This is a genomic window from Streptomyces decoyicus (assembly GCF_019880305.1).
GTDB lineage: Bacteria > Actinomycetota > Actinomycetes > Streptomycetales > Streptomycetaceae > Streptomyces > Streptomyces decoyicus.
This window is the reverse complement of sequence record NZ_CP082301.1, coordinates 1,010,483-1,036,710: the sequence shown is the minus strand read 5'-3', so window position 1 is coordinate 1,036,710 and position 26,228 is coordinate 1,010,483. Positions and strand designations below refer to the sequence as shown.

General features: G+C 68.7%; 14 protein-coding genes, 3 rRNA genes and 1 pseudogene. 10 read left to right on the top strand and 8 right to left on the bottom strand.

Features of this window, described 5'->3' with window-relative positions; translation table 11 throughout:
• Window positions 1-34 precede the first annotated feature (34 nt).
• From glpK to K7C20_RS04370, 4 genes and pseudogenes are all read right to left on the bottom strand, one after another.
• Window positions 35-1,570 (bottom strand): glycerol kinase GlpK, encoded by a 1,536-nt coding sequence (glpK, locus tag K7C20_RS04385; RefSeq protein WP_030088775.1) that lies wholly within the window; start codon window positions 1,568-1,570, stop codon window positions 35-37.
• An 86-nt stretch (window positions 1,571-1,656) separates the two neighbouring features.
• Window positions 1,657-2,424: an MIP/aquaporin family protein gene (locus K7C20_RS04380; protein ID WP_030088777.1), complete on the bottom strand. Its 768-nt coding sequence runs from the start codon at window positions 2,422-2,424 to the stop codon at window positions 1,657-1,659.
• A 324-nt stretch (window positions 2,425-2,748) separates the two neighbouring features.
• Complete coding sequence (locus K7C20_RS04375) at window positions 2,749-3,942, bottom strand: lipid-transfer protein (RefSeq protein WP_280922025.1); 1,194 nt, start codon at window positions 3,940-3,942, stop codon at window positions 2,749-2,751.
• A 324-nt stretch (window positions 3,943-4,266) separates the two neighbouring features.
• A pseudogene (locus K7C20_RS04370) lies at window positions 4,267-4,680 on the bottom strand (Zn-ribbon domain-containing OB-fold protein); the annotation flags it as partial.
• 457 nt (window positions 4,681-5,137) lie between these two features.
• Between K7C20_RS04370 and K7C20_RS04365 the strand changes: the two are divergent.
• From K7C20_RS04365 to K7C20_RS04355, 3 genes are read left to right on the top strand one after another with little or no spacing between them, the layout of a single operon-like run.
• Entirely contained in the window at window positions 5,138-6,190 is a 1,053-nt protein-coding gene (locus tag K7C20_RS04365; protein WP_078953455.1) for an NUDIX hydrolase, read from the top strand.
• Window positions 6,187-6,765 carry a hypothetical protein gene (locus tag K7C20_RS04360; RefSeq protein WP_052414383.1) on the top strand — a complete coding sequence of 193 codons (579 nt, stop codon included), beginning with the start codon at window positions 6,187-6,189 and terminating at the stop codon, window positions 6,763-6,765. The genes K7C20_RS04365 and K7C20_RS04360 overlap by 4 nt, the downstream gene beginning before the upstream one ends.
• Window positions 6,672-8,030, top strand: coding sequence for an adenylosuccinate synthetase (locus K7C20_RS04355; RefSeq protein WP_245171611.1), 1,359 nt, complete (start codon window positions 6,672-6,674; stop codon window positions 8,028-8,030). Before K7C20_RS04360 ends, K7C20_RS04355 begins: the two co-directional genes overlap by 94 nt.
• Here the strand turns inward: K7C20_RS04355 and K7C20_RS04350 are convergent.
• Complete coding sequence (locus K7C20_RS04350) at window positions 7,960-8,805, bottom strand: M15 family metallopeptidase (protein WP_053209951.1); 846 nt, start codon at window positions 8,803-8,805, stop codon at window positions 7,960-7,962. The genes K7C20_RS04355 and K7C20_RS04350 overlap by 71 nt on opposite strands.
• 161 nt (window positions 8,806-8,966) lie before the next feature.
• On the bottom strand, window positions 8,967-11,360 hold the full coding sequence (locus K7C20_RS04345) for a glycoside hydrolase family 31 protein (RefSeq protein ID WP_222892563.1): 2,394 nt from the start codon (window positions 11,358-11,360) through the stop codon (window positions 8,967-8,969).
• Between the two features lie 342 nt (window positions 11,361-11,702).
• On the opposite strand from K7C20_RS04345, the gene K7C20_RS04340 reads away from it, so the two are divergent.
• Both K7C20_RS04340 and K7C20_RS04335 read left to right on the top strand, forming a co-directional pair.
• A complete protein-coding gene (locus tag K7C20_RS04340) occupies window positions 11,703-13,733 on the top strand; it encodes an acetoacetate--CoA ligase (protein WP_053208948.1) in 2,031 nt (676 codons plus the stop codon).
• Window positions 13,734-13,881: 148 nt separating this feature from the next.
• On the top strand, window positions 13,882-14,808 hold the full coding sequence (locus K7C20_RS04335; protein ID WP_030088800.1) for a hypothetical protein: 927 nt from the start codon (window positions 13,882-13,884) through the stop codon (window positions 14,806-14,808).
• Between the two features lie 93 nt (window positions 14,809-14,901).
• On the opposite strand, the gene ptsP is transcribed toward K7C20_RS04335, so the two are convergent.
• Together ptsP and K7C20_RS04325 are read right to left on the bottom strand one after the other, a co-directional pair.
• Window positions 14,902-16,572: a phosphoenolpyruvate--protein phosphotransferase gene (gene ptsP, locus K7C20_RS04330; protein ID WP_030088801.1), complete on the bottom strand. Its 1,671-nt coding sequence runs from the start codon at window positions 16,570-16,572 to the stop codon at window positions 14,902-14,904.
• Window positions 16,573-16,649: 77 nt separating this feature from the next.
• Window positions 16,650-17,099 carry a PTS sugar transporter subunit IIA gene (locus K7C20_RS04325; RefSeq protein WP_030088803.1) on the bottom strand — a complete coding sequence of 150 codons (450 nt, stop codon included), beginning with the start codon at window positions 17,097-17,099 and terminating at the stop codon, window positions 16,650-16,652.
• Window positions 17,100-17,706: 607 nt separating this feature from the next.
• Between K7C20_RS04325 and K7C20_RS04320 the strand changes: the two genes are divergently transcribed.
• The 5 genes from K7C20_RS04320 to K7C20_RS04300 all read left to right on the top strand — a co-directional run bounded on the left by K7C20_RS04320 (window position 17,707) and on the right by K7C20_RS04300 (window position 26,226).
• Window positions 17,707-19,235 (top strand): 16S ribosomal RNA (locus tag K7C20_RS04320).
• A 302-nt stretch (window positions 19,236-19,537) separates the two neighbouring features.
• Window positions 19,538-22,659: ribosomal RNA gene (locus tag K7C20_RS04315) — 23S ribosomal RNA — on the top strand.
• 74 nt (window positions 22,660-22,733) lie between these two features.
• Window positions 22,734-22,850, top strand: a 5S ribosomal RNA gene (gene rrf / locus K7C20_RS04310).
• Together the 16S, 23S and 5S rRNA genes form the textbook arrangement of a ribosomal RNA operon.
• A gap of 149 nt (window positions 22,851-22,999) precedes the next feature.
• Complete coding sequence (locus tag K7C20_RS04305; RefSeq protein WP_030084946.1) at window positions 23,000-23,608, top strand: CDP-alcohol phosphatidyltransferase family protein; 609 nt, start codon at window positions 23,000-23,002, stop codon at window positions 23,606-23,608.
• A gap of 122 nt (window positions 23,609-23,730) precedes the next feature.
• Window positions 23,731-26,226, top strand: a complete 2,496-nt coding sequence (locus tag K7C20_RS04300) for a mannose-1-phosphate guanyltransferase (protein ID WP_030084944.1) — start codon at window positions 23,731-23,733, stop codon at window positions 26,224-26,226.
• Window positions 26,227-26,228: the final 2 nt, after the last annotated feature.

Sequence of the window (26,228 nt, the reverse complement as noted above, 5' to 3'; positions counted from 1 at the left end):
GTACGGGCCGTACGTCTGCGCGCTGCCGACGCCGCTACCTCGCCGAACCGTCGTCGGCCAGCCAGCCGAAGCTCCGCTCCACGGCCTTGCGCCAGTTGGCGAACTCGCGGTCGCGGACCTGCGCGTCCATCCGCGGCGTCCACTCCGTGTCCCGCTTCCAGTGGGTCCGCAGCTCGTCCAGGTCCTGCCAGACCCCGGTCGCCAGACCGGCCGCGTACGCCGCTCCCAGACAGGTGGTCTCCGAGATCACCGGGCGGATCACCGGCACGTCCAGCACATCCGCCTGATGCTGCATCAGCAGGTTGTTGGCGGTCATCCCGCCGTCGACCTTGAGCTGGGTGATCCGCACGCCCGAGTCCTGGAACATGGCGTCCACGACCTCCCGGGTCTGCCAGCTGGTCGCCTCCAGTACGGCGCGCGCCAGATGCGCCTTGGTGACGAACCCGGTCAGGCCGGTGATCACGCCGCGTGCGTCGGAACGCCAGTAGGGCGCGAACAGGCCGGAGAACGCCGGTACGACGTACGCCCCGCCGTTGTCCGGGACGCTCGCCGCCAGCGGTTCGATCTCCTCGGCCGACGCGATGATGCCCAGCTGGTCGCGGAACCACTGCACGAGCGCGCCGGTGATGGCGATGGACCCCTCCAGGCAGTAGACCGGCGCCTCACCGCCGAGCTGGTAGCCCATCGTCGTCAGCAGCCCGTTCTTGGAGGGGACCGGGCGGTTACCGGTGTTCAACAGCAGGAACGAACCCGTGCCGTAGGTGTTCTTGGCCTCGCCGACGCCGTAGCAGGTCTGGCCGAAGACGGCCGCCTGCTGGTCGCCGAGCGCGGACGCCACCGGCACCCCGCGCAGCTGCCCCACGGCTGTGCCGTACACCTCGGCCGACGACCTGATCTCCGGCAGGATCGCGGCCGGTACGTTCATCGCCGCCAGGATCGCCGGATCCCACTGGAGGGTGCCGAGGTTCATCAGCATCGTGCGGCCCGCGTTGGTCACATCGGTGACATGCACACCGCCGTCGGTGCCACCGGTCAGATTCCAGATCAGCCAGGAGTCGATGGTGCCGAAGGCGATCTCGCCGCGCTCGGCACGGGCCCGCAGCCCCGGGACCTCATCCAGTAGCCAAGCGGCCTTGGGGCCGGAGAAATAGCTGGCCAGTGGCAGCCCGGTGGCCTCACGGAAGCGGTCCTGGCCGTCCGCGCCGCCCAGTTCGGCGCACAGCTGAGAGGTCCGGGTGTCCTGCCAGACGATCGCGTGGTGCACCGGCTTGCCGGTGGCCCGGTCCCACAGGACCGTGGTCTCCCGCTGGTTGGTGATGCCCAGCGCACTGAGCTGGTCCGCGCGCAGCCCCGCTTTGGCGAGCGCGCCCGCCACCACGGCCTGCACCTTCGACCAGATCTCGGTGGCGTCATGCTCCACCCAGCCCGGCTTGGGGAAGATCTGCCGGTGCTCGCGCTGGTCGACGGCGACGATCGCCCCGCCGTGGTCGAAGATGATGCAGCGGCTCGACGTGGTGCCCTGGTCGATCGCGGCTACATACTTCTCGGTCTTCCCGGTTCGCTCCGTCATGCCGTCACGCCTCCTGAAGTCCTGGTGAGTGGGTGCAGCGGGCCCGGGCACCCGGGCCCGGTCGGGCGGACACCTCTCGGCCGGTGTCAGAACGCCGCGTTGTAGACCAGGCCGGACAGCACCGCGCCGATCAGCGGCCCGGCCACCGGGATCCAGGAGTAACTCCAGTCGGAGGGACCCTTGTTGGGGATCGGCAGCAGGGCGTGCACCAGGCGCGGACCGAGGTCGCGGGCCGGGTTGATGGCATAGCCGGTGGGCCCGCCCAGCGACAGCCCGATACCGACGACCAGCAGCGCGACCAGCAGCACATTGATCCCGGAGCCGTAGACGCCCACGTGTTCGCCGGGGACCCGGCCGATGCCGATGCCCTTGTTCTGGCCGAAGAACAGCAGCGGCAGCACCAGGCCGATGGTGGCGATGACCTCGGTGACGAGGTTGGCGGCCGGCTTGCGGATCTCCGGGCCGGTGGAGAAGATCCCCAGCGTCGGCTGGGCCTTGTCCTGCTCCGCGTTGGCGGCGAACTGCGCGTAATACAGCGCCCAGGCCAGTACGGCCCCGATCGCCGCACCGACCATCTGCGCCAGGATGTACAGCGGCACCTTCGACCACTCGGTGCCGCCCGCGACCGCCGAGCCCAGCGTGACCGCGGGGTTGAGATGCCCGCCGGACAGCGGCGCCGCGGTGTAGGCGCCGGCGAGTACGCCCATGCCCCAGCCGAAGGCGATCACGACCCAGCCGGCGCCCTTCGCCTTGGAGTAGTGCAGGGTGACGGCGGCGCACACACCGGCGCCGAAGAGTATGAGTATCGCGGTGCCGATCACTTCACCGACGACGATGTCCCCATTGGAATACATGGCGGCTCCTTGGCCCTCGCCCGGGGACGTCCCCCGGTCCTCCGTGCAGGGTGCGTGCCACCGGCGGGCAGCGGACAGCCGCTGCCACCCGGCCGGGGTGCCTGAGTGCGGCGATGCCGACTGGCACCCGGAAGTGTTCACCGGTGGTGAGGGGCCGTCAAGGTCGCGCACAGCCGAGGATGTTGAGACCGTCAGCGTTGGCGCCGCTACCGTGCGTTCCCGTCCACTCGGGGGCCCGCACCTCCGTCTGGCCGGGGGCGGGCGGCGCCCGCCGGGCCGGTGTTCACCGCTTCCGGGCTCGCGCTCACCGCTCCCGCTCCGCGTTCACCGCACCGCGACCACCGCCGACCCGTGCCCGAACAGCCCTTGGTTGGCGGTCACACCCACCCGGGCACCCGCCACCTGCCGCGCGCCCGCCTGCCCCCGCAACTGCCGGGTCAGCTCGCAGACTTGGGCGATGGCCTGGGCAGGGACCGCCTCGCCGAACGAGGCCAGACCGCCGCTGGCATTCACCGGCAGCCGCCCGCCCAGCGCCGTGGCCCCGTCCCGCAGCAGCCTCGCCCCCTCGCCGGGGCCGCACAGCCCCAGGTCCTCGTACCACTCCAACTCCAGTGCCGTGGACAGGTCGTAGACCTCGGCCAGCGAAAGATCCTCGGGGCCGATCCCGGCCTCCTCGTAGGCGGTGTGCGCGATCGACGCCCGGAAGCCGGTCTCCGGCGGCGGTACGGCGGCTGCGGAGTCAGTGGCGATGTCCGGCAGGTCCAGTACGGTCCGCGGATACTGCGGGGTGGCCGTGGCGACCGCGCGAATCCGGACCGGATCCGTGGCGCCGTGCCGGCGCGCGAACTCCATGCTCGTCAGGACCAGCGCCGCGGCGCCGTCGGAGGTGGCGCAGATGTCCAGCAGCCGCAGTGGATCGCAGACCACGGCCGACGCCGCGACCTCCTGCGCGGTGACCCGCTTGCGGTAGCGGGCGTACGGATTGGCCGTGCCCGCCGCCGAGTTCTTGACCTTCACCTGCGCGAAGTCGTCGGCCGTGTCGCCGTACAGCGCCATCCGGCGGCGCGCGTACAGGCCGAAGTACGCCGGGTTGGTGGCCCCCAGCACCCGGAACCGCAACCAGTCCGGGTCGTCGGGCCGGTCGCCGCCCGCCGGGGTGAAGAAGCCCTTGGGCGCGGCGTCGGCGCCCACCACCAGGGCCACGTCCGCCATCCCCGAGAGGATCTGCGCCCGCGCGGTGCCGATGGCCTGTGCGCCGGACGCGCAGGCCGCATAGACGCTGGTCACCCGGGCGCCCTGCCAGCCCAGCGCCTTGGCGAAGGTCGCGCCCGCCACATAGCCGGGGTAGCCGCCGCGCACCGTGTCCGCGCCGACGATGCTCTGCACGGCGCGCCAGTCGAGCCCGGCGTCCGCGAGCGCCTCCCTGGCCGCCTTCGTGCCGTACTCGACAAAGCTGCGCCCCCACTTGCCCCAGGGGTGCATACCGGCGCCGAGCACCGCCACATCGCCGGTCGCGATGCTTCCGGGGCTCCTCCCTACCCGCCGCCCACCCGCACCTCCAGTTTTTTCCCCGCCGCCCACCCCCCTTCGGGGGGTGGGCGGGTGTAGTGATGCGGTTTCCGCTCCGGGAGCGACGACTTCCGCTTCGGGGGCGGCGACTTCCGCTTCGGGGGCGGCTATGTGTACCGCTTCGGGAGTGGCGACGTGAACGGGCGGAGTGCCAGGCTCCGCACCCGGCGCGACCGACCGCAGCGAGTCAGGCATCGCCCCGCCCCCGGCAGATGCCGCCCCGCAGCCGAGCGGCTGCCCCGGCTCACGCTCCGCCCCGGCCCCCCGCTCACCCCCACTAGGCCGCCAGTGCCACGTCGTCCAGGTGTGCCCGTCGCCCTCGTTGAGGATCCCGGGCACCAGCTCGACCTCCGTGCCCACGGTGAGCTCAGCGGTGCGGACGCCGGGTGCCGCCTGTCCGAGGACCACCATCCGCTCCTCCGCCAGCTCCACGGCGACCAGGATGTACGGCTGCCACTCGGCGTCCGGGTCGGAGACGTAGGGGGCGGGCGGGCGATAGCGCGCGTCGGTGTACGACCAGACCGTGCCGTGCCGGGACAGCGGCACCTCCGCCAACTCGTCGCCCCCGCAATCGGGGTTGCGGCAGAACGAGTCCTCGCGGGGGAAGAACACCGCGTCGCAGGCCCGGCAGCGTGTCCCCAACAGCCGGAAGTCCGGTGCGTCCGGATCGAACCACCCCGGCACCACCGGCTTGTGTGTATGTGCCACAGACCCTCCCCGACTGCAGAACGACTGCAGAACGACCGCAGAACGACCGCGGAACGGCAACCACAGAACTGACGGAACGTCAGGAGTGTGGCACGCTGCCGCTCCGCGCGGAACCCCGGTACAGCCGCCGGGCGATCAAGCCGTTCACGCGGGGGAGCCGCCCGCACCGACGCCCTTCCGGGTCGTGAACCCGCCGCACCCGCCGTACGGCTCACCGCCCTCACCAAGGAATTCGGCCCGCTGCGTGTCGGTCATCCCGGTGCACGTCACCCAGCTGCTCTCGTCGGATCCCGCCGGCGGCCGGCTCTGAGCTCACCGGCGGCGGGGCGCGGGCGCCCGCCGTCGCGGACGGTGCGCCACCTCCGGGCATGACCGCCCGTATTGCAGCCCGTATTGCTCTCCCTTGCTCCCCTGGACGCCGCTGCCACCCGGTGCTATGTTGTACTCATTCCGAGAAAGACTCGGAGTGAGAACAACATCGGGGGCGGTCGTGACCACGGACCGGCAGGGCAACGGAAGCGGCGCCGCGCAGGACGACGGCGACGGCGACAGTGCATTCCTCGCCTCCTACGACCCGCGAGAGTTCCCCGCCATCGCCGTGACCGTCGACATCGTCGCGCTGACGCTGCGCGCGGGCGCCTTGCACCTCCTGCTCGTCGAGCGCGGCGGCCGGCCCTTCCAGGGCGCCTGGGCACTGCCGGGCGGATTCGTCCGCGCGGGGCGGGAGTCGCTCGATGCGGCCGCGGCCCGCGAACTCGCCGAGGAAACGGGGCTGGACGCCACGCAGCTGGAGCGCGTCCACCTCGAACAGCTCGGTTCGTACGGCGACCCCGGCCGCGACCCGCGCATGCCCGTCGTGACCGTCGCCTACCTGGCCTTCGCGCCCGATCTCCCCGAGGCCCGGGGCGGCGGCGATGCCTCGTCCGCAGCCTGGGTCCCGGTCTCCGCGCTGGACCTCGGCGGCCGGTGCGAGGGCTGCGCGGAGGCGCAGGGCCCCGAAAGGATGACTTCGCAGACTTTCGCCGAACCGGACGCGGCCCGGCCGCGTCCCCCAGAGCAGGGTCCGGGGCACGGGATCGACGGGGGTGGTTCCGTGCCCCGGCCCGCCGACGACACGGCGGCGGAGGGGCAGCCCGGTCCGCAGACCCTCCGGCCGCTCGCCTTCGACCACGCCCGCATCGTCGCCGACGGACTCGACCGGGCCCGCGCAAAGATCGAGTACACCCCGCTGGCCACGGCGTTCCTCGCGGAGGAATTCACCATCGTCGAGCTCCGCGGCGTCTATGAATCCATCTGGGGCAGCCTGCTGCACGCCGGGAACTTCCACCGCAAGGTGCTTTCCGTCCCCGGCTTCGTCGAATCCACCGGCGCGACGGCGGCCCGCGGGGGAGCCCGCGGAGGTCCGCGCGCCCGCCTCTACCGTGCGGGCGACGCCCGTCTGCTGCACCCGGCGCTGCTGCGCCCCGACCGGGAGGAGAGCGTGCGATGACCCCCACGGCCGCGGACGCGCCGCGCACCCGCGCCGCCGCCCGCACCGCGCTGTCCGCCGCCCGCCGGCCCGCGGACCTCTTCGCCGACGACGCCGCCGCGGCCGCCCGGACCCACCGCAGACTCGCCCGTCTGCTGCACCCCGACACCGCTCCGGCTGCCGAACGCCCGCAAGCCGAGGCCGAGTTCGCCCGCCTCGACGCACTCTGGCAGCAGCACACCGCCGCCGCCCGCCCGACCCTGACCACCCGCCGCCGCACGTACACCCTCGGTGCCACCCTGGCCACCGGTGACCTCGCGGTGCTCCGTGAGGCGTCGTACGAGCAGGACGGCACCCGGCACCGCGCGCTGCTGAAGATCCCGCGCGCGGTCACCGACAACGACCTCATGGAGCGTGAGGCGCAGGCACTGGACCGGCTGGCGCGGCACGGCGACCGGCGCCACCGCGCCTATGCACCCCGCCTGCTGGAGTCCACACCATCGTGGTCGATCTCGGCTACGGCGACGCGGGCAAGGGCACCGTCGTCGACCGGCTCTGCGTCCCCCGGGCGGACGCGGCGCCGGTCACGGCGGTGATCCGCTTCAACGGCGGCGCCCAGGCGGCCCACAACGTCGTCACCACCGACGGCCGCCACCACACCTTCGCCCAGTTCGGCTCCGGCACCTTCAGCGGCGTCCCCACCCATCTCTCCCGCCTGATGCTGGTGGACCCCTTGGCGCTCGCCACGGAGGCCCGGCATCTCGCCTCGCTCGGCGTCCCGGACCCGCTCGCGCTGCTGACCGTGGACCGCCGCGCCCGGCTCACCACGCCCTACCACGCGGCCGCCAACCGGGCCCGGGAGTGCTCCCGGGGCGCCGCCCGGCACGGCTCCTGCGGCATGGGCATCGGCGAAACCGCCGCCTACGCCCTCGCCCACCCCGCCGACGCCCCCACGGCCGGAGACTGCACCTCCCGTACGGCCCTGCGCCGCAAACTCACCCTGCTGCGCGACCGCCTCACCGCCGCGGTGGGCCCGCTCGACGCGCCACCCGTCGACGCCTGCCTGGTCGCCTGCACCGCCTTCGCCGACCACGTCACGCTCGTCGACGAGACCCATCTGCCCGGCCTGCTGCGCCGCGGCCCGGCCGTCTTCGAAGGCGCCCAGGGCGTCCTGTTGGACGAATGGCGCGGTTTCCACCCCTACACCACCTGGTCCACCACCACCTTCGACGGCGCCGAAACCCTCCTCGCCGAGGCCGGCCGGCCGCACGCAGCGCTGCGTCTGGGCGTCGTACGGACCTATACGACCCGGCACGGCCCCGGCCCGCTCGTCACCGAGGACCCCGCCCTGGCAGCCGTCCTCCCCGAGCCGCACAACGGCCACGGCCGTTGGCAAGGAGCCTTCCGCGCCGGCCACTTCGACGTGCCCGCGCACGCCTACGCCATCGCTGCCTGCGGGGGAGTGGACGCCCTCGCCGTCACCCACCTCGACGCCCCGGCCCGCCACCGCGCGCTGCGCCTCGCCCACGGCTACCGCACCCCGGACGGACCCATGGACCGCATCCCGGCGGCGCGGCCGGGCGACCTGCGCCGCCAACAGGCGGTCACCGAAAGGCTGTTGAGCGCCCGCCCGGACCGCTGGCAGACGCCCGGCAGCGACCCGCATGCCTGGACCGACGCCCTCTCCGCCGCCTTGTCCGCCCCGGTCCTCCTGGAGTCCTACGGGCCGACCGCGGCGGACAAGGCAGGGCCGCCGGCAGGGTCACTGGCAGGGCTGCCGGCGCGGGCGGTCAGTGCCGGACGAGCGACCGCCGGGCGACCGGGAAGTCGAAGTAGGTGTCCGGAAACGTCTCCGGTGTGAAGGTGTAGTGCCACCACTCGTACGGGTAGTTGACGAAGCCGGCGCGCTCCATGCCGTCCTTCAGCAGCAGCCGGTTCGCCCGCTGCTCGCCCTTGATCCGGGGGTCGAGGGTGTGCGCCAGGGTGTCAAAGCAGTCGAAGCCGGTTCCCATGTCCAGTGAATTGTCCGGGAAGCGGGCCGCTCTCGGGCCGAAGCACGATGACAACGGCTCCCCGGGGACGTACGGCCGGGTCGGCAGGGCGGGCAGCCGCACCAGTGTCAGATCGAGGGTGCTGCCCCTGCTGTGTCCGGACTTCTCCGCGATATAGCCGTCCCGGAAGAGCGTCGACTTGTCGACCCGCGGATAGAACTCGCCCTTCATCCGCTGGTCGCCGAGGTCCTTGGCCCAGGCCACGAAGTGGTTCACGGCGCGCTGCGGCCGGTAGCAGTCATAGACCTTGAGGGAGTATCCGCGGCGCAGGAACACGCGCTGTGCCCGGTGCAACGCCCGTGCCGCGTCCCGGGTCAGCAGGCACATCGGCGCCCGGTAGCCGGTCACCGGCACCCCCATGAAGTTGTGCGGGGTGACGTAGCGCATCTCCTGGATGATCGTGGGATCCACGTCCCGCAGCGCGACGAACTCCCGTGGCGCCTTGGGGTCGTTGGCCGGATGCGACGACGGTGCCGGGCGGTGCGGGACGGTGCCCGCCGCCGCACCCGAAGGGACAGCGGCGACGGCGATCAGCGCGGCGGCAGCGGCAGCAAGGCCGCGCAGCGCGGCAGCAAGTCTCGGCATGGCCCCCGTTTACCAGCCACCGCAGTCGGAGGGGAAGACCCGCCGCACACCCGGTCCGCCGCGCAACAGGCCCACCATGCGCCGCGCCCGCCCCTTCCGCCCCGCCACACCGCCGGCCCGGCTACGCCACCGCCGGCCCGCTACGCCTCCGCCCGCCCCGGCTACGTCTCCGCCCCCTCCTCCAGCCCCCGCACCCGCACCGGATACCCCACCTCGCCCCCGTCCCGCCGCTCCACGACCACCCGGGCGCCCTCCCGCCGCGAGGTGAAGCGCTCCACGGTCGGCCGCTGCCAGCCGTCCCCGGCGTCCGGCACCACCAGCCCGCTGCCCCCGCGCCCGGCCACCGGCGCCCACACCTCCAGCTCCGTCCCGCCGTCCGCCCCCGCCACCGGCAGCACCGCACCGGCCCGGGCCAGCACCGGAATCCGCGACAGCGGCGCATCCACCCACACCTGCCCGGGACCGTCGTACGCCCGCCCGCTCGCGGTGTCGTACCACCGGCCGCGCGGCAGCCGCACCGGCCGCCGGGTCACGCCCGCCGCCAGTACCGGCGCCACCAGCAGCGCATCCCCCAGCAGAAAGGCGTCCTCGCAGTCCCGCAGCGCCCGGTCCCGCGGCGTGCTCCACCACACCGGCCGGACGTACGGGGCCCCGGTCAGCCGCGCCAGCTGCCCCAGCGTCTCGAAGTACGGCAGCAGCCGCTGCCGTTCGTGCAGCGCCGTACGGGCCGCTTCGAGCACCTCGGTCCCGTACTCCCACGGCTCCCGCCGCCCCGCCCCGAACGCCGAATGTGTACGGAACAGGGGCATGAAGGACCCCAGTTGGAACCACCGCAGATACAGCTCCGGGGACGGCACCCCGGAGAACCCGCCGATATCGGGACCGCTGTACGGCACCCCGCACAGCCCCAGCCCCAGCACCAGCGACAGCGAAGCACGCAGCCCCGGCCAGCCCGTCGCCACATCGCCCGACCAGCTGCCCCCGTAGCGCTGCATCCCCGCCCAGCCCGAACGGGAGAAGAGGAACGGCCGCTCGGCCGGCCGCAGTTCGCACAGCCCCTCGAAGCCGGCCCGTGCCATCGCCAGGCCGTAGACGTTGTGCGCCTCCCGGTGGTCGCCGCCCCGCCCCTCCAGCGCATGCCGTGCCGAGCGCGGCAGCGTCCGCTCCCCGAAGGCGGCAAAGGAGACCGGCTCGTTCCTGTCGTGCCAGAACCCCGAGAAGCCCTGCGCCAGCCGCTCCGCGTAGAGCGCACCCCACCACTTGCGCGCCCGTGCATCGGTGAAATCCGGGTACACCGACTCGCCCGGCCACACCACCCCGCGGACCTCCTGCCCCTGTGCGTCCCGGACGAAGGCGTCCGCTGCCGCCCCGCCCTCATAGACCGCGTCCCCCGGCTCCGCCTTGACCGCCGGATCCACGATCGACACCAGCCGTATCCCGTCCGCCCGCAACTCCCGCGCCAGACCCGGCAGATCCGGATAGCGCTGCCGGTCGACGGTGAAGACCCGGTGCCGGTCGTAGTGGTCGATGTCCAAATGGACGGCCGACAGCGGAAGTTCGCGCTCCTTGTAGCCCGCCACCACCCGGCGCACCTCGGCCTCCCCGCCGAAGCCCCAGCGGGCGTGCTGATATCCCAGCGCCCACTGCGGCGGCAGCGCGGGCGCCCCGGTCAGCGCCGTCCAGCCCTGGAGCACCCGGGCCGGGGTGCCCGCCAGCACCCAGTAGCGCAGCGGTCCGCCGTCCATCCGCAGCTCACAGGTACCCGGCCGGTCATGACCCGAGCCCGCGCCCTCCGCGCCCTCGCGCAGCGTCACCCGGCCGTCCCAGGAATTGTCGTGGAAGACCAGATGCGTACCGGCGTCCGCCACCACCAGCTGGACGGGCATCGTCAGCGACAGCGGCTCGTCCCCCGGCCCGAAGGCGCCACCGGGATCGGTGTTCCACAGCCGGTACGCACCGTCCCGCAGCCGCGGCCCGTGCGCCCGGCCGCCCAGCCCGAAGAACCGGGCATCGGCCGCGACCTCCGCCCGCTGCACCCAGCGCGCGGCGCCGCCCTCGGCCCGCCCGCCCGCACCCGCCGCGGCTATGCACTCCCACCAGCGCGGCGGCAACTCCCGCCGCAGCACCGCCCCGCCGGGCGTCCGCACCTCCACCGCCCCGTGCCGGGACACCACCACCAGCACCCGCTCGGAGACCACCCGCCAGCCGCCGTCCGTATCGGGCTCCAGCACCACCCGCGCGTCCACTTCGGGACACGCCCCGGCCAGTGCGTACGACGGCTCCGGCTCGGCACCGTCCCAGCCGCAGAACACCGCACCGCCCGCGGCGACCCGCACCCGCAGCGACGACCGGGCGAAGTGGATCACCCCGCCGCCCGGCTGGGACTCCGCGCCGCGCGCCGCACCCGGGACCCGCGCCCGCTCCGCCGTGCGGCGCGGCAGCGCCAGCGCATCCGCCCGCCGTGCCCGCCACGCCGTACGCACGGACCGTAGCCCCTGCGCCGGCCCGATCGCCTTGATCATCCGTACCGACCGCACCAGATCCCGCCCGTCCATGCCGGTCAGCCTGCCATTTCCGGCCCGGTGCGCGGGCACCGTTCAACTGCCGTTCACCTGCACCGGGTCACGCTCGGCCGCCTTCGGGCCCGCGGATCGCCGTCCGATGGCCTATTCCCGCCGTATGTCCCCCTGTGCGCCCCCCGGAACCGTCCCGCACCACATGCCGCCACCACATCCGCCACCCCTCGAATGTGGGGAGCCCACCCTGGTGCGGAAGTCGATCACATGGCATCGTCCAGGCAAGCCGTGTCACGCGCACACGCCCACCCGCTGGGCCGGGGGACCCCCGCCGCCGTGCGCGCCCGACGCCTACGACGCGTACCGCCCGGGAGCCGCATCATGACCACCGCACCGCCGTCCGCCCCGCAGCCGGAACCCCTCTGGCAACCAGGCCCGGACCGTATCGCCGGCGCACAGGTCACCCGCTTCCACGCCTGGGCGGCCACGCACCACGGCGCACCCGCCCCCACCCCCGGCGACCCCGCCACGAGCTACGCCGCTCTGCACCGCTGGTCCGTCGACGACCTCCCCGCCTTCTGGCAGGCCACCGCGGAGTGGTTCGACGTCCGCTTCGCCACCCCGTACGAGACCGTCCTCGCCGACCGTGCGATGCCCGGCGCCCGCTGGTTCCCCGGCGCCATCCTCAACTACGCCGAGCACGCCCTGCGCGCCGCCGAGGACCCGGCCCGCGCCGACGCGCCCGCGCTGCTGTACGTCGACGAGACCCATGAGCCCACCCCCGTCACCTGGACGGAGCTGCGCGCCCAGGTCGGATCGCTGGCCGCCGAACTCCGCCGCCTCGGCGTCCGCCCCGGCGACCGCGTCAGCGCCTACGTCCCCAACATCCCGCAGGCCGTCGTGGCGCTCCTCGCCACCGCCGCGGTCGGCGGCGTATGGACCTCCTGCGCCCCCGACTTCGGCGCCCGCAGCGTGCTGGACCGCTTCCAGCAGATCGAACCCGTCGTCCTGTTCACCGTCGACGGCTACCGCTACGGCGGCAAGGAACACGACCGCCGCGACACCGTCGCCGAACTCCGCGCCGAACTTCCCACCCTGCGCGCCGTCGTTCACATCCCCCTCCTCGGCACCCCCGCCCCCGAAGGCGCCCTGACCTGGTCGGACCTGACCTCGAACGACACCGAACCGGTCTTCGAGCAGGTCCCGTTCGACCACCCGCTGTGGGTCCTGTACTCCTCCGGCACCACCGGCCTGCCCAAGGCCATCGTCCAGTCCCAGGGCGGCATCCTGCTCGAACACCTCAAGCAGACCGGCCTGCACTGCGACCTCGGCCCCGACGACCGGTTCTTCTGGTACACCTCCACCGGCTGGATGATGTGGAACTTCCTCGTCGCCGGCCTCCTGGTGGGCTCCACGATCGTGCTCTACGACGGCAGCCCGGGCCACCCCGACATCTCCGCCCAATGGCGGGTCGCCGAAACCACCCGCGCCACCGTCTTCGGCACCTCCGCCGCCTACGTCATGGCCTGCCGCAAGGCCGGTATCCACCCGGCCCGCGACCTCGACCTCTCCGCCATCACCTGCGTCGCCACCACCGGCTCCCCGCTCCCGCCGGACGGCTTCCGCTGGCTGCACGACTCCTTCGCGGAGAGCGGCGCCGACCTGTGGACCGCCTCCGTCAGCGGCGGCACCGACGTCTGCAGCTGCTTCGCCGGCGCCGTCCCGACCCTGCCCGTCCACATCGGCGAACTCCAGGCACCCTGCCTCGGCACCGACCTCCAGGCCTGGGACGCCCAGGGCAAGCCGGTCGTCGACGAGGTCGGCGAGCTCGTCGTCACCAACCCCATGCCGTCCATGCCCACCCGCTTCTGGAACGACCCCGAGGGCACCCGCTACCACGACAGCTACTTCGACATGTACCCCGGCGTCTGGCGGCACGGCGACTGGATCACCGTCACCTCCCGCGGCAGCGTCGTCATCCACGGCCGCTCCGACTCCACCCTCAACCGCCAGGGCGTCCGGATGGGCTCCGCCGACATCTACGAAGCCGTCGAACGGCTCCCCGAGATCCGCGAATCCCTCGTCATCGGCCTGGAGCTCCCCGACGGCGGCTACTGGATGCCGCTCTTCGTCCACCTGGCCCCCGGCGCCACCCTCGACGACGCCCTGCGCGACCGCATCAAGCGGACCATCCGGGACCAGCTCTCGCCCCGCCACGTCCCCGACGACATCATCGAAGCCCCCGGCGTCCCGCACACCCTCACCGGCAAACGCATCGAGGTCCCCGTCAAGCGCCTCCTCCAGGGCACCCCGCTCGACAAGGCCGTCAACCCCGGCTCCGTCGACAACCTCGAACTGCTCCGGTTCTACGAGCGGGTGGCCCGCGACCACGCCGCCGACCGCGCGCAGTAGGCCCGTCCGGCGCCGGACCGCCAGGGCACCCACGCCCCGCGGCCCGGCGCCGCGCCGCATTGTCAGACCCCCCGATTACTCTCTGTGACAAGTGATGTACGGCCGCCGCACCTCAGACAGAGCCGGCGCATCTCACTCAGGGGGAGTCATGACATCCACATCCCGGCACACCGACCCGTCCACCGCCCGCCGCGCACTACGCCGCGAAGTCCCCAGCAGCGCCGCAGTCCTGGCCGACGAGCAGGACTTCACCGCCATGCGCCGCTACCGCACCTTCCCGTTCGACGACCACCGCAGCTACCTCCGGCAGATGGAGACCCTGCTGCGCCGCTTCGCCTCCCAGGGCGTGCTCACGACCATCAGCCTCTTCGACCCGGCCGCCTACGAGAAATACTGCACGGACCTCGCCCTGGACCCCGACCGCCCCGACAGCCGCAGCCGCTACACCGCCGAAGTCGCCCGCACCGGCGCCACCTTGACCTACCAGGGCGAGCCGCTGACCCAGCTGCTCCCGTTACTCGTCGAAGAAGCCGACCGCCAGGCGACCTGGGACCACGCCTCCGGCCTCCTGGCCCGCGCCGGCACCTGCGAGGAGTGCGGCGAAGACCTGGGCCACGCCGCCTTCGCCCGCGCCACCCAGGCCCTCCAGCAGCTTCTGGCCTCCCTCGGCGAAGGCACCCACCACCTCGTCTGCTCCGTCGCGGCCGGAGACCCGCCCCTCCTGGCGGTCCTCCACGCCACCGGCCGCGACGGCGCCCGGCCCCAGCTCGCCGAATCCGAGACCCTCGTCTTCTGCACGGTCCTCGCCGCCGGCTTCGCCCTGCGCACCCCCGGCGGCCTCGTCTCCCGCACCACCACCGCCCCCACCGACCGTGACGCCACGGGCGACGGCGCCCACGACACGGTCCGCGGCTGGACCCTGGGCGACTCCTGGCCCCGCCCCCTCGGCGCCGCCGAGGTCTTCACCGCCTACTGCACCGACGCCGACACCGGCGACCCGATCCCGCCCGAGCACCGCGTCGACTACGCCCCCGGCCTCCCCCTCACACCGCCGCCCGACCCCCACCACCACTGACCGCACCCTCCCGCCCGGCCCACACACAACGGCCGCCCCGCCAGAAGGGCGGGACGGCCGTCAACACTCCTGCGACGCATGCGCCGCGCGAGATCACTCCCCGGAGAGCACCGCCTGCGCGGCAGCCCGCGCGTCCTCGGCGGTGTCCGCGGCACGCGCCGCGGCCGCCGCCCGCTCGCACTGCGCCAGCGTGTGCTTGGACAGCGTCGACCGTACGTACGGAAGCGACGCCGCACCCATCGAAAGGCTGGTGACACCGAGCCCCGTCAGCACACACGCCAACAGCGGATCGGAGGCCGCCTCACCACAGACACCACAGCTCTTGCCCTCGGCCTTGGCCGCCTCGGCCGAAACCGCCACAAGATCCAGCAGCGCCGGCTGCCAGGGGTCCTGGAGCCGCGAGACGGCCCCCACCTGACGGTCGGCGGCGAAGGTGTACTGCGCCAGGTCATTGGTCCCCAGCGAAAGGAACTCGACCTCCTGAAGAATCGACCGCGCCCGAAGAGCAGCCGACGGGATCTCCACCATCGCGCCGAACTTCGCCTGGAGCCCGGCCTCCCGGCAGGCATCCGCGAACGCCTTCGCGTCGAGCCGGTCCGCCACCATCGGCGCCATGACCTCGAGGTAGACCGGCAGCCCCTCGGCCGCCTTCGCCAGCGCCGTCAGCTGCGTACGCAGCACATCCGGGTGGTCGAGCAGCGTCCGCAGCCCCCGCACACCCAGCGCGGGGTTCGGCTCGTCGGCCGGCGTCAGGAAGTCCAGCGGCTTATCGGCACCGGCGTCCAGCACGCGCACGACCACGCGGCCCTCCGGAAACGCCTCCAGCACCTTCCGGTACGCCTCGACCTGCTTCTCCTCGGACGGCGCGTTCTTGCTGTCGTCCAGGAACAGGAACTCAGTACGGAAGAGACCGACACCCTCGGCCCCGGCCTCAACCGCCGCGGCCACATCACCGGGCCCACCGACATTCGCCAGCAGCGGCACCTTGTGCCCGTCGGACGTGGCACCGGGACCGGACGACGCCGCCAGCGCGGCCTTCCGCTCCGCCGCGGCCTGCTCCAGCACCGCACGCTTCTCGGCGCTCGGCTCCACGAACACCTCACCGGTGCTGCCGTCGACCGCGATGACCGTGCCCTCGACGAGTTCACCCGCACCGGGCAGCGCGACGATGGCCGGCACACCCAGCGCCCGCGCGAGAATCGCGCTGTGACTGGTCGGCCCGCCCTCCTCGGTCACGAACCCGAGCACCAGCGTCGGGTCGAGCAGCGCAGTGTCGGCCGGCGCCAGATCGCGCGCGATCAGCACATACGGCTCGTCGCTGTCCGGCACACCCGGCATCGGCACACCCAGCAGCCGGGCGACGATCCGGTTGCGCACATCATCGAGGTCGGCGACCCGGCCCGCGAGGTACTCACCGGCACCGGCGAGCAGCGCCCGGTAGGCGGCGAACGCGTCGTACACACCGCGCTCGGCGGTGGAGCCGACGGCGATCCGCCGCTCGACATCAGCAATCAGCTCGGGGTCCTGAGCCATCAGGGCCTGGGCCTCCAGCACGGCCTGGGCCTCGCCGCCCGCCAGATTCCCCCGAGCTATCAGGTCAGCGGCAACAGCTTCCACGGCCTGCCGGGCACGCCCCTGTTCGCGCTCCGCCTCGTCCGCCGGAATCTGCTTGGCCGGCGGCTCGAGGACCGCCGTGCCCATGTGCCGCACCTCGCCGATCGCCACACCATGGCTGACGCCGACGCCTCGCAGCGTTGTCTCCATTGCACCCGTCTCCGGTTGATGCGACGGCTGAAGCCACCGCGATGGATGTCGTACCTGCCGTTCGGGACGGCGCCCGGCTACTGCCAGGAGAAGAGCTGGTCGCCCGCCTTGACGTCGCCGTCCTCGCGCACCTCGCCGAGCGAGTCCGCAGTGGCCTCCAGCGCGACGACCGGGCACACCGGCGACTTACCGGCCTCCTCGACCGCCGCCGGGTTCCAGCGCACGATCTCCTGGCCGCGGGCAACGGTGTCACCCTTGTTCACGAGCAGCTCGAAGCCCTCGCCATTGAGCTGAACGGTGTCGATACCAAGGTGGGTGAGCACGCCGTGCCCCTCGGAGTCGACGACGACAAACGCGTGCGGGTGCAGCGATACGAGAACACCGTCCACGGGCGAAACAGCAGTAGACGGCTCACGCACCGGATCGATGGCGGTACCGGGACCCACCATCGCTCCGGAGAACACCGGGTCGGGCACAGCCGCGAGTCCGATGGCGCGTCCGGCAAGAGGGGACGTCACGGTGGTCATGGGAAGCCTCCCAGGGGTGGAGATTCATCAGGCCGCCGTCACTACCTGTCCTGGACGGCGCACCGTTCAGAAGCGTAAGTCATAGGAACTGGCGGTTCCGCACGAGAGACGCCGGTTGCGGAGCGCGCGTCCCGCTGAATCGATTTGCCTCGCCCACACCGGAGCTGTACTGTCTGAGACCTGCCCCGGACAGCCAGAACGCAGTCAACTGCGTCCGGTTGAGGTGGGCGGCACTCCCAGCGTCTTGATCGCGACTCAAGAATTGCGCGCATCTGCATGTCTGCAGAAAAGCGGCGGTTCGGAAGACGAAAAAGGCCTGATAGAGTGTGAAACACCGAAGGGAAGCGCCCGGAGAGCCCGGTACTGAGTCAATCAGGACCGATAAGGCACAAAGGAAGCGTCCGTTCCTTGAGAACTCAACAGCGTGCCAAAAGTCAACGCCAGATATGTTGATACCCCGTCCACTTCGGTGGATGAGGTTCCTTTGAAAGCCCACCACGGCCCATGCGGTCGGGGTGGCACACACAGCGAGGACGCTGTGAACGACCGGACTTATTCCGTCTGGTCGTTCCGCTCTCGTGTGTGTTGACCCGATTACGGGTAAACATTCACGGAGAGTTTGATCCTGGCTCAGGACGAACGCTGGCGGCGTGCTTAACACATGCAAGTCGAACGATGAACCTCCTTCGGGAGGGGATTAGTGGCGAACGGGTGAGTAACACGTGGGCAATCTGCCCTTCACTCTGGGACAAGCCCTGGAAACGGGGTCTAATACCGGATACGACACACGACCGCATGGTCTGTGTGTGGAAAGCTCCGGCGGTGAAGGATGAGCCCGCGGCCTATCAGCTTGTTGGTGGGGTGATGGCCTACCAAGGCGACGACGGGTAGCCGGCCTGAGAGGGCGACCGGCCACACTGGGACTGAGACACGGCCCAGACTCCTACGGGAGGCAGCAGTGGGGAATATTGCACAATGGGCGAAAGCCTGATGCAGCGACGCCGCGTGAGGGATGACGGCCTTCGGGTTGTAAACCTCTTTCAGCAGGGAAGAAGCGAGAGTGACGGTACCTGCAGAAGAAGCGCCGGCTAACTACGTGCCAGCAGCCGCGGTAATACGTAGGGCGCAAGCGTTGTCCGGAATTATTGGGCGTAAAGAGCTCGTAGGCGGCTTGTCACGTCGGATGTGAAAGCCCGGGGCTTAACCCCGGGTCTGCATTCGATACGGGCAGGCTAGAGTTCGGTAGGGGAGATCGGAATTCCTGGTGTAGCGGTGAAATGCGCAGATATCAGGAGGAACACCGGTGGCGAAGGCGGATCTCTGGGCCGATACTGACGCTGAGGAGCGAAAGCGTGGGGAGCGAACAGGATTAGATACCCTGGTAGTCCACGCCGTAAACGTTGGGAACTAGGTGTGGGCGACATTCCACGTCGTCCGTGCCGCAGCTAACGCATTAAGTTCCCCGCCTGGGGAGTACGGCCGCAAGGCTAAAACTCAAAGGAATTGACGGGGGCCCGCACAAGCAGCGGAGCATGTGGCTTAATTCGACGCAACGCGAAGAACCTTACCAAGGCTTGACATACACCGGAAACGTCTGGAGACAGGCGCCCCCTTGTGGTCGGTGTACAGGTGGTGCATGGCTGTCGTCAGCTCGTGTCGTGAGATGTTGGGTTAAGTCCCGCAACGAGCGCAACCCTTGTTCTGTGTTGCCAGCATGCCCTTCGGGGTGATGGGGACTCACAGGAGACTGCCGGGGTCAACTCGGAGGAAGGTGGGGACGACGTCAAGTCATCATGCCCCTTATGTCTTGGGCTGCACACGTGCTACAATGGCCGGTACAATGAGCTGCGATACCGCGAGGTGGAGCGAATCTCAAAAAGCCGGTCTCAGTTCGGATTGGGGTCTGCAACTCGACCCCATGAAGTCGGAGTTGCTAGTAATCGCAGATCAGCATTGCTGCGGTGAATACGTTCCCGGGCCTTGTACACACCGCCCGTCACGTCACGAAAGTCGGTAACACCCGAAGCCGGTGGCCCAACCCCTTGTGGGAGGGAATCGTCGAAGGTGGGACTGGCGATTGGGACGAAGTCGTAACAAGGTAGCCGTACCGGAAGGTGCGGCTGGATCACCTCCTTTCTAAGGAGCACTTCTTACCAACTTCGGTTGGTCAGAGGCCAGTACATCAGCGAATGTCTGATGCTGGTTGCTCATGGGTGGAACGTTGACTATTCGGCACACTTGATTGGTTGTCACTAGTACTGCTTCGGCGTGGAACGTGGGGATTGATGGAGTGGGCCGGGCACGTTGTTGGGTATCTGAGGGTACGGACTGTGAGTCTGGACCTTCGCGATGCCGGCCCCAGTGAACTCAGCCTTCGGGTTGGGGTGGTGGGTGGCTGGTCGTTGCTTGAGAACTGCACAGTGGACGCGAGCATCTGTGGCCAAGTTTTTAAGGGCGCACGGTGGATGCCTTGGCACCAGGAACCGATGAAGGACGTGGGAGGCCACGATAGGCCCCGGGGAGCTGTCAACCGAGCTTTGATCCGGGGGTGTCCGAATGGGGAAACCCGGCAGTCGTCATGGGCTGTCACCCGCTGCTGAACACATAGGCAGTGTGGAGGGAACGCGGGGAAGTGAAACATCTCAGTACCCGCAGGAAGAGAAAACAACAGTGATTCCGGGAGTAGTGGCGAGCGAAACCGGATGAGGCCAAACCAGTCACGTGTGATACCCGGCAGGGGTTGCGTGGTTGGGGTTGTGGGATCTCTTTACTGCAGTCTGCCGGCTGTGGGACGAGTCAGAAACCGTTGGTGTAGGCGAAGGACATGCGAAAGGTCCGGCGTAGAGGGTAAGACCCCCGTAGCTGAAACATCAACGGCTCGTTTAAGAGACACCCAAGTAGCACGGGGCCCGAGAAATCCCGTGTGAATCTGGCGGGACCACCCGTTAAGCCTAAATATTCCCTGGTGACCGATAGCGGATAGTACCGTGAGGGAATGGTGAAAAGTACCGCGGGAGCGGAGTGAAATAGTACCTGAAACCGTGTGCCTACAAGCCGTGGGAGCGTCGCACAAGGAACTTGTTCCTTGTGTCGTGACTGCGTGCCTTTTGAAGAATGAGCCTGCGAGTTTGCGGTATGTTGCGAGGTTAACCCGTGTGGGGAAGCCGTAGCGAAAGCGAGTCCGAATAGGGCGTTGAGTAGCGTGCCCAAGACCCGAAGCGGAGTGATCTAGCCATGGGCAGGTTGAAGCGGAGGTAAGACTTCGTGGAGGACCGAACCCACCAGGGTTGAAAACCTGGGGGATGACCTGTGGTTAGGGGTGAAAGGCCAATCAAACTCCGTGATAGCTGGTTCTCCCCGAAATGCATTTAGGTGCAGCGTCGTGTGTTTCTTGCCGGAGGTAGAGCACTGGATAGGCGATGGGCCCTACCGGGTTACTGACCTTAGCCAAACTCCGAATGCCGGTAAGTGAGAGCGCGGCAGTGAGACTGTGGGGGATAAGCTCCATGGTCGAGAGGGAAACAGCCCAGAGCATCGACTAAGGCCCCTAAGCGTGTGCTAAGTGGGAAAGGATGTGGAGTCGCAGAGACAACCAGGAGGTTGGCTTAGAAGCAGCCACCCTTGAAAGAGTGCGTAATAGCTCACTGGTCAAGTGATTCCGCGCCGACAATGTAGCGGGGCTCAAGCACACCGCCGAAGTCGTGTCATTGCAGCATGAGGACCAACGTCCGTTGTGATGGGTAGGGGAGCGTCGTGTGCCGGGTGAAGCAGCCGTGGAAACGAGTTGTGGACGGTTCACGAGTGAGAATGCAGGCATGAGTAGCGATACACACGTGGGAAACGTGTGCGCCGATTGACTAAGGGTTCCTGGGTCAAGCTGATCTGCCCAGGGTAAGTCGGGACCTAAGGCGAGGCCGACAGGCGTAGTCGATGGACAACCGGTTGATATTCCGGTACCCGCTTTGAAACGCCCAATATCGAATCCATTAATGCTAAGGCCGTGAAGCCGGCCTGGAGTCTTCGGACAAAGGGACGTGGTGGAGCCGCCGATCCAAGGTGGTAGTAGGTAAGCGATGGGGTGACGCAGGAAGGTAGTCCAGCCCGGGCGGTGGTTGTCCCGGGGTAAGGGTGTAGCCCGTCATCTAGGCAAATCCGGATGACATGAGGGTGAGACCTGATGCCGAGCCGATTGTGGTGAAGTGGATGATCCTATGCTGTCGAGAAAAGCCTCTAGCGAGTTTCATGGCGGCCCGTACCCTAAACCGACTCAGGTGGTCAGGTAGAGAATACCGAGGCGTTCGGGTGAACTATGGTTAAGGAACTCGGCAAAATGCCCCCGTAACTTCGGGAGAAGGGGGGCCATTGCTGGTGATGGAATTTACTTCCTGAGCTGGTGGTGGCCGCAGAGACCAGCGAGAAGCGACTGTTTACTAAAAACACAGGTCCGTGCGAAGCCGTAAGGCGATGTATACGGACTGACGCCTGCCCGGTGCTGGAACGTTAAGGGGACCGGTTAGTCACATTTCGGTGTGGCGAAGCTGAGAACTTAAGCGCCAGTAAACGGCGGTGGTAACTATAACCATCCTAAGGTAGCGAAATTCCTTGTCGGGTAAGTTCCGACCTGCACGAATGGCGTAACGACTTCTCGACTGTCTCAACCATAGGCCCGGTGAAATTGCATTACGAGTAAAGATGCTCGTTTCGCGCAGCAGGACGGAAAGACCCCGGGACCTTTACTATAGCTTGATATTGGTGTTCGGTTCGGCTTGTGTAGGATAGGTGGGAGACTTTGAAGCAGCCACGCCAGTGGTTGTGGAGTCATTGTTGAAATACCACTCTGGTCGTGCTGGATGTCTAACCTGGGTCCGTGATCCGGATCAGGGACAGTGTCTGGTGGGTAGTTTAACTGGGGCGGTTGCCTCCTAAAGAGTAACGGAGGCGCCCAAAGGTTCCCTCAGCCTGGTTGGCAATCAGGTGTTGAGTGTAAGTGCACAAGGGAGCTTGACTGTGAGACTGACGGGTCGAGCAGGTACGAAAGTAGGGACTAGTGATCCGGCGGTGGCTTGTGGAAGCGCCGTCGCTCAACGGATAAAAGGTACCCCGGGGATAACAGGCTGATCTTCCCCAAGAGTCCATATCGACGGGATGGTTTGGCACCTCGATGTCGGCTCGTCGCATCCTGGGGCTGGAGTCGGTCCCAAGGGTTGGGCTGTTCGCCCATTAAAGCGGTACGCGAGCTGGGTTTAGAACGTCGTGAGACAGTTCGGTCCCTATCCGCTGTGCGCGTAGGAGTATTGAGAAGGGCTGTCCCTAGTACGAGAGGACCGGGACGGACGAACCTCTGGTGTGCCAGTTGTCCTGCCAAGGGCATGGCTGGTTGGCTACGTTCGGAAAGGATAACCGCTGAAAGCATCTAAGCGGGAAGCCTGCTTCGAGATGAGTACTCCCACCCCCTTTGAGGGGTTAAGGCTCCCAGTAGACGACTGGGTTGATAGGCCAGATATGGAAGCCTGGTAACGGGTGGAGTTGACTGGTACTAATAGGCCGAGGGCTTGTCCTCAGTTGCTCGCGTCCACTGTGTAGGTTCTGAAGTAACGACCTGTGTCTTTGCCGGGTTGGTCAACTTCATAGTGTTTCGGTGGTCATTGCGTTAGGGAAACGCCCGGTTACATTTCGAACCCGGAAGCTAAGCCTTTCAGCGCCGATGGTACTGCAGGGGGGACCCTGTGGGAGAGTAGGACGCCGCCGAACAAATTTTGAGAAAAGCCCCGCAAGAACCTCGGTTCTTGCGGGGCTTTTCTGCGTTTTCGTGATCTTGGGACCCGGAGCATGGCACGGCCGGCGGGGCAGGTAAGGTCAGGGGGCATCGTTGGCACATTTCCCCCACAGGAGGCCCCCGCGTGGAGGTCCAGGAGACGCGGGTCCAGACGGATCGCGTCCTCACCATCCCGAATGTCCTGAGCATGGCGCGCCTCGTTGGCGTGCCGGTGTTCCTGTGGCTGATCCTGTGGCCGGAATTCGGTGGCCCGAACGCTGATGTCTGGGCGCTCCTGATCCTCGCGCTGAGCGGTGTCAGTGACTACCTGGACGGCAAACTCGCCCGTCGCTGGAACCAGATCAGCAGTCTGGGGCGAATCCTCGACCCGGCTGCCGACCGCCTCTACATCCTGTCCACCCTCGTCGGTCTGACGTGGCGCGAGATCCTGCCGCTCTGGCTCACCGCGGCCCTGCTGGCACGGGAACTGATGCTGCTCATCGCGGTCGGATTCCTCGGACGCCACGGTTACGGGCCTCCCCAGGTGAACTTCCTGGGCAAAGCGGCTACGTTCAACTTGATGTATGCCTTCCCGTTGCTCCTCCTGAGCGACAGGAAGGGCTGGCTTCACGAACTCGCCACTGTTTTCGGATGGGCGTTCGCAGGATGGGGTACGGCGCTCTACTGGTGGGCAGGGATCCTCTACGTGGTCCAGGTCCGTCGACTCATCAGGGCGGACACCACGGCCGACTGAGCTTTCCGAACCGGCAGGTTGTGCCAGGGCCCGGCGCCCGCACCCAGAAAACTGGAACAGCGGGCGATTTGGACAGGTGAAGTCGGCAAGACCGTCGTCTCTTAGAGGAGGACGCTTCCGACATGAAGGCCGTTGTGATGGCCGGCGGCGAAGGAACACGACTTCGCCCTATGACGTCCAGCATGCCCAAGCCCCTGCTTCCTGTTGCCAACAGGCCGATCATGGAGCATGTACTCAGGCTGCTGAAACGGCATGGTCTCAATGAGACCGTCGTAACCGTGCAATTCCTCGCCTCGCTCGTAAAGAACTACTTCGGCGATGGCGAAGAGCTCGGAATGGAGCTCACCTATGCCAATGAGGAAAAGCCACTCGGCACCGCGGGCAGCGTGAAGAATGCCGAGGAAGCCCTCAAGGACGACGCTTTCCTCGTCATCTCCGGTGACGCCCTCACGGACTTCGATCTCACCGATCTGATCCGGTTCCACAAGGAAAAGGGCGCCCTCGTCACCGTCTGCCTCACGCGGGTGCCCAACCCGCTCGAATTCGGCATCACCATCGTCGACGAGGCCGGCAAGGTCGAACGTTTCCTGGAAAAGCCCACCTGGGGCCAGGTCTTCTCCGACACGGTCAACACCGGTATCTACGTCATGGAGCCGGAGGTCTTCGACTACTTCGAGCCCGATGTGCCGGTCGACTGGTCCGGCGATGTCTTTCCGCAGCTCATGAAGGAAGGCAAGCCGATCTACGGCTATATTGCCGAGGGCTACTGGGAGGATGTCGGCACTCACGAAAGCTATGTGAAGGCCCAGGCCGATGTGCTCGAAGGCAAGGTCGATGTCGAAATCGACGGCTTCGAGATCTCGCCGGGCGTATGGGTCGCCGAGGGCGCCGACGTCCACCCCGACGCGGTGCTCCGCGGCCCGTTGTACATCGGTGACTACGCCAAGATCGAAGCGGAAGCCGAGCTTCGCGAGCACACCGTCGTCGGCTCCAATGTCGTCGTCAAGAGCGGTGCGTTCCTGCACCGGGCCGTGGTGCACGACAACGTCTACATCGGGCAGCAGAGCAATCTGCGCGGCTGTGTGATCGGCAAGAACACCGACATCATGCGGGCCGCCCGGATCGAGGACGGTGCCGTCATCGGCGACGAATGCCTCATCGGCGAGGAGTCGATCGTCCAGGGCAATGTGCGGGTCTATCCGTTCAAGACCATCGAGGCCGGCGCGTTCGTCAACACCTCGGTGATCTGGGAGTCCCGCGGCCAGGCTCATCTGTTCGGCGCCCGCGGTGTGTCCGGGATTCTCAATGTCGAGATCACGCCGGAACTCGCCGTGCGGCTCGCGGGCGCGTATGCCACCACGCTCAAGAAGGGCTCCACGGTCACCACCGCGCGAGACCACTCCCGTGGCGCGCGGGCACTGAAGCGCGCGGTGATCTCCGCTCTTCAGGCCAGCGCCATCGACGTACGCGACCTGGAGAACGTCCCGTTGCCGGTCGCACGCCAGCAGACCGCCCGGGGCAGCGCCGGCGGCATCATGGTCCGGACGACGCCCGGAGTGCCGGACTCCGTCGACATCATGTTCTTCGACGAGCGGGGCGCCGACCTCTCGCAGGCCGGGCAGCGCAAGCTCGACCGGGTCTTCGCCCGCCAGGAGTACCGTCGCGCCTTCCCCGGCGAGATCGGTGATCTGATCTTCCCGGCCAGCGTCTTCGACTCCTATACCGGCAGCCTGTTGCGGGCCGTGGACATCACGGGCATCGGCGAGGCGGGACTGAAGGTCGTCGTGGACGCCTCGAACGGCAGTGCCGGCCTTGTCCTGCCCAGCCTCCTGGGCCGGCTCGGTGTGGACTCCCTGACCATCAACCCCGGGCTCGACGAGTCCCGGCCGACCGAGACGGCCGACGCCCGGCGTTCCGGGCTCGTCCGGCTCGGGGAGATCGTGGCCTCGGCACGGGCGGCGTTCGGTGTGCGCTTCGACCCCGTGGGCGAGCGGCTGTCCCTCGTGGACGAGCGCGGCCGGATCATCGAGGACGACCGGGCGCTGCTGGTCATGCTGGATCTGGTCGCGGCCGAACGGCGCACCGGGCGGGTGGCGCTTCCGGTGACCACGACCCGGATCGCCGAGCAGGTGGCGGCGTACCACGGCACGCAGGTGGAGTGGACGACGACGTCGCCCGACGATCTGACCCGGGTGGGACGCGAAGACGGCACCGTCTTCGGCGGGGACGGCATGGGCGGCTTCATCGTCCCCGAGTTCAGCAGCGTCTTCGACGGCGCGGCGGCGTTCGTCCGGTTGATCGGCCTGGTGGCCCGCACCCAGCTCACGCTCAGCCAGATCGATGCCCGGATCCCGCGGGCGCATGTCCAGCGCCGTGACCTGGCCACTCCCTGGGCGGTCAAGGGGCTCGTCATGCGGCATGTCGTCGAGGCGGCCGGTGACCGGGACGTGGACACGACCGACGGCGTACGGGTCGTGGAGCCCGACGGCCGCTGGGTTCTGGTGCTGCCCGACCCCGCTGAGGCCGTCACCCACTTGTGGGCGGAAGGCCCCGATGACGCCTCCGCCCAGCAGCTGCTGGACGAGTGGTCCGCAGTGGTGGACAGCGCAGGACGCTGACC

Coding starts and splice junctions, on each gene's coding strand:
- glpK (WP_030088775.1), bottom strand. CDS start 1,570: ATGACGGAGCGAACCGGGAAGACCGAGAAGTATGTAGCCGCGATCGAC.
- K7C20_RS04380 (WP_030088777.1), bottom strand. CDS start 2,424: ATGTATTCCAATGGGGACATCGTCGTCGGTGAAGTGATCGGCACCGCG.
- K7C20_RS04365 (WP_078953455.1), top strand. CDS start 5,138: ATGTTGTACTCATTCCGAGAAAGACTCGGAGTGAGAACAACATCGGGG.
- K7C20_RS04360 (WP_052414383.1), top strand. CDS start 6,187: ATGACCCCCACGGCCGCGGACGCGCCGCGCACCCGCGCCGCCGCCCGC.
- K7C20_RS04350 (WP_053209951.1), bottom strand. CDS start 8,805: ATGCCGAGACTTGCTGCCGCGCTGCGCGGCCTTGCTGCCGCTGCCGCC.
- K7C20_RS04345 (WP_222892563.1), bottom strand. CDS start 11,360: ATGGACGGGCGGGATCTGGTGCGGTCGGTACGGATGATCAAGGCGATC.
- K7C20_RS04340 (WP_053208948.1), top strand. CDS start 11,703: ATGACCACCGCACCGCCGTCCGCCCCGCAGCCGGAACCCCTCTGGCAA.
- K7C20_RS04335 (WP_030088800.1), top strand. CDS start 13,882: ATGACATCCACATCCCGGCACACCGACCCGTCCACCGCCCGCCGCGCA.
- ptsP (WP_030088801.1), bottom strand. CDS start 16,572: ATGGAGACAACGCTGCGAGGCGTCGGCGTCAGCCATGGTGTGGCGATC.
- K7C20_RS04325 (WP_030088803.1), bottom strand. CDS start 17,099: ATGACCACCGTGACGTCCCCTCTTGCCGGACGCGCCATCGGACTCGCG.
- K7C20_RS04300 (WP_030084944.1), top strand. CDS start 23,731: ATGAAGGCCGTTGTGATGGCCGGCGGCGAAGGAACACGACTTCGCCCT.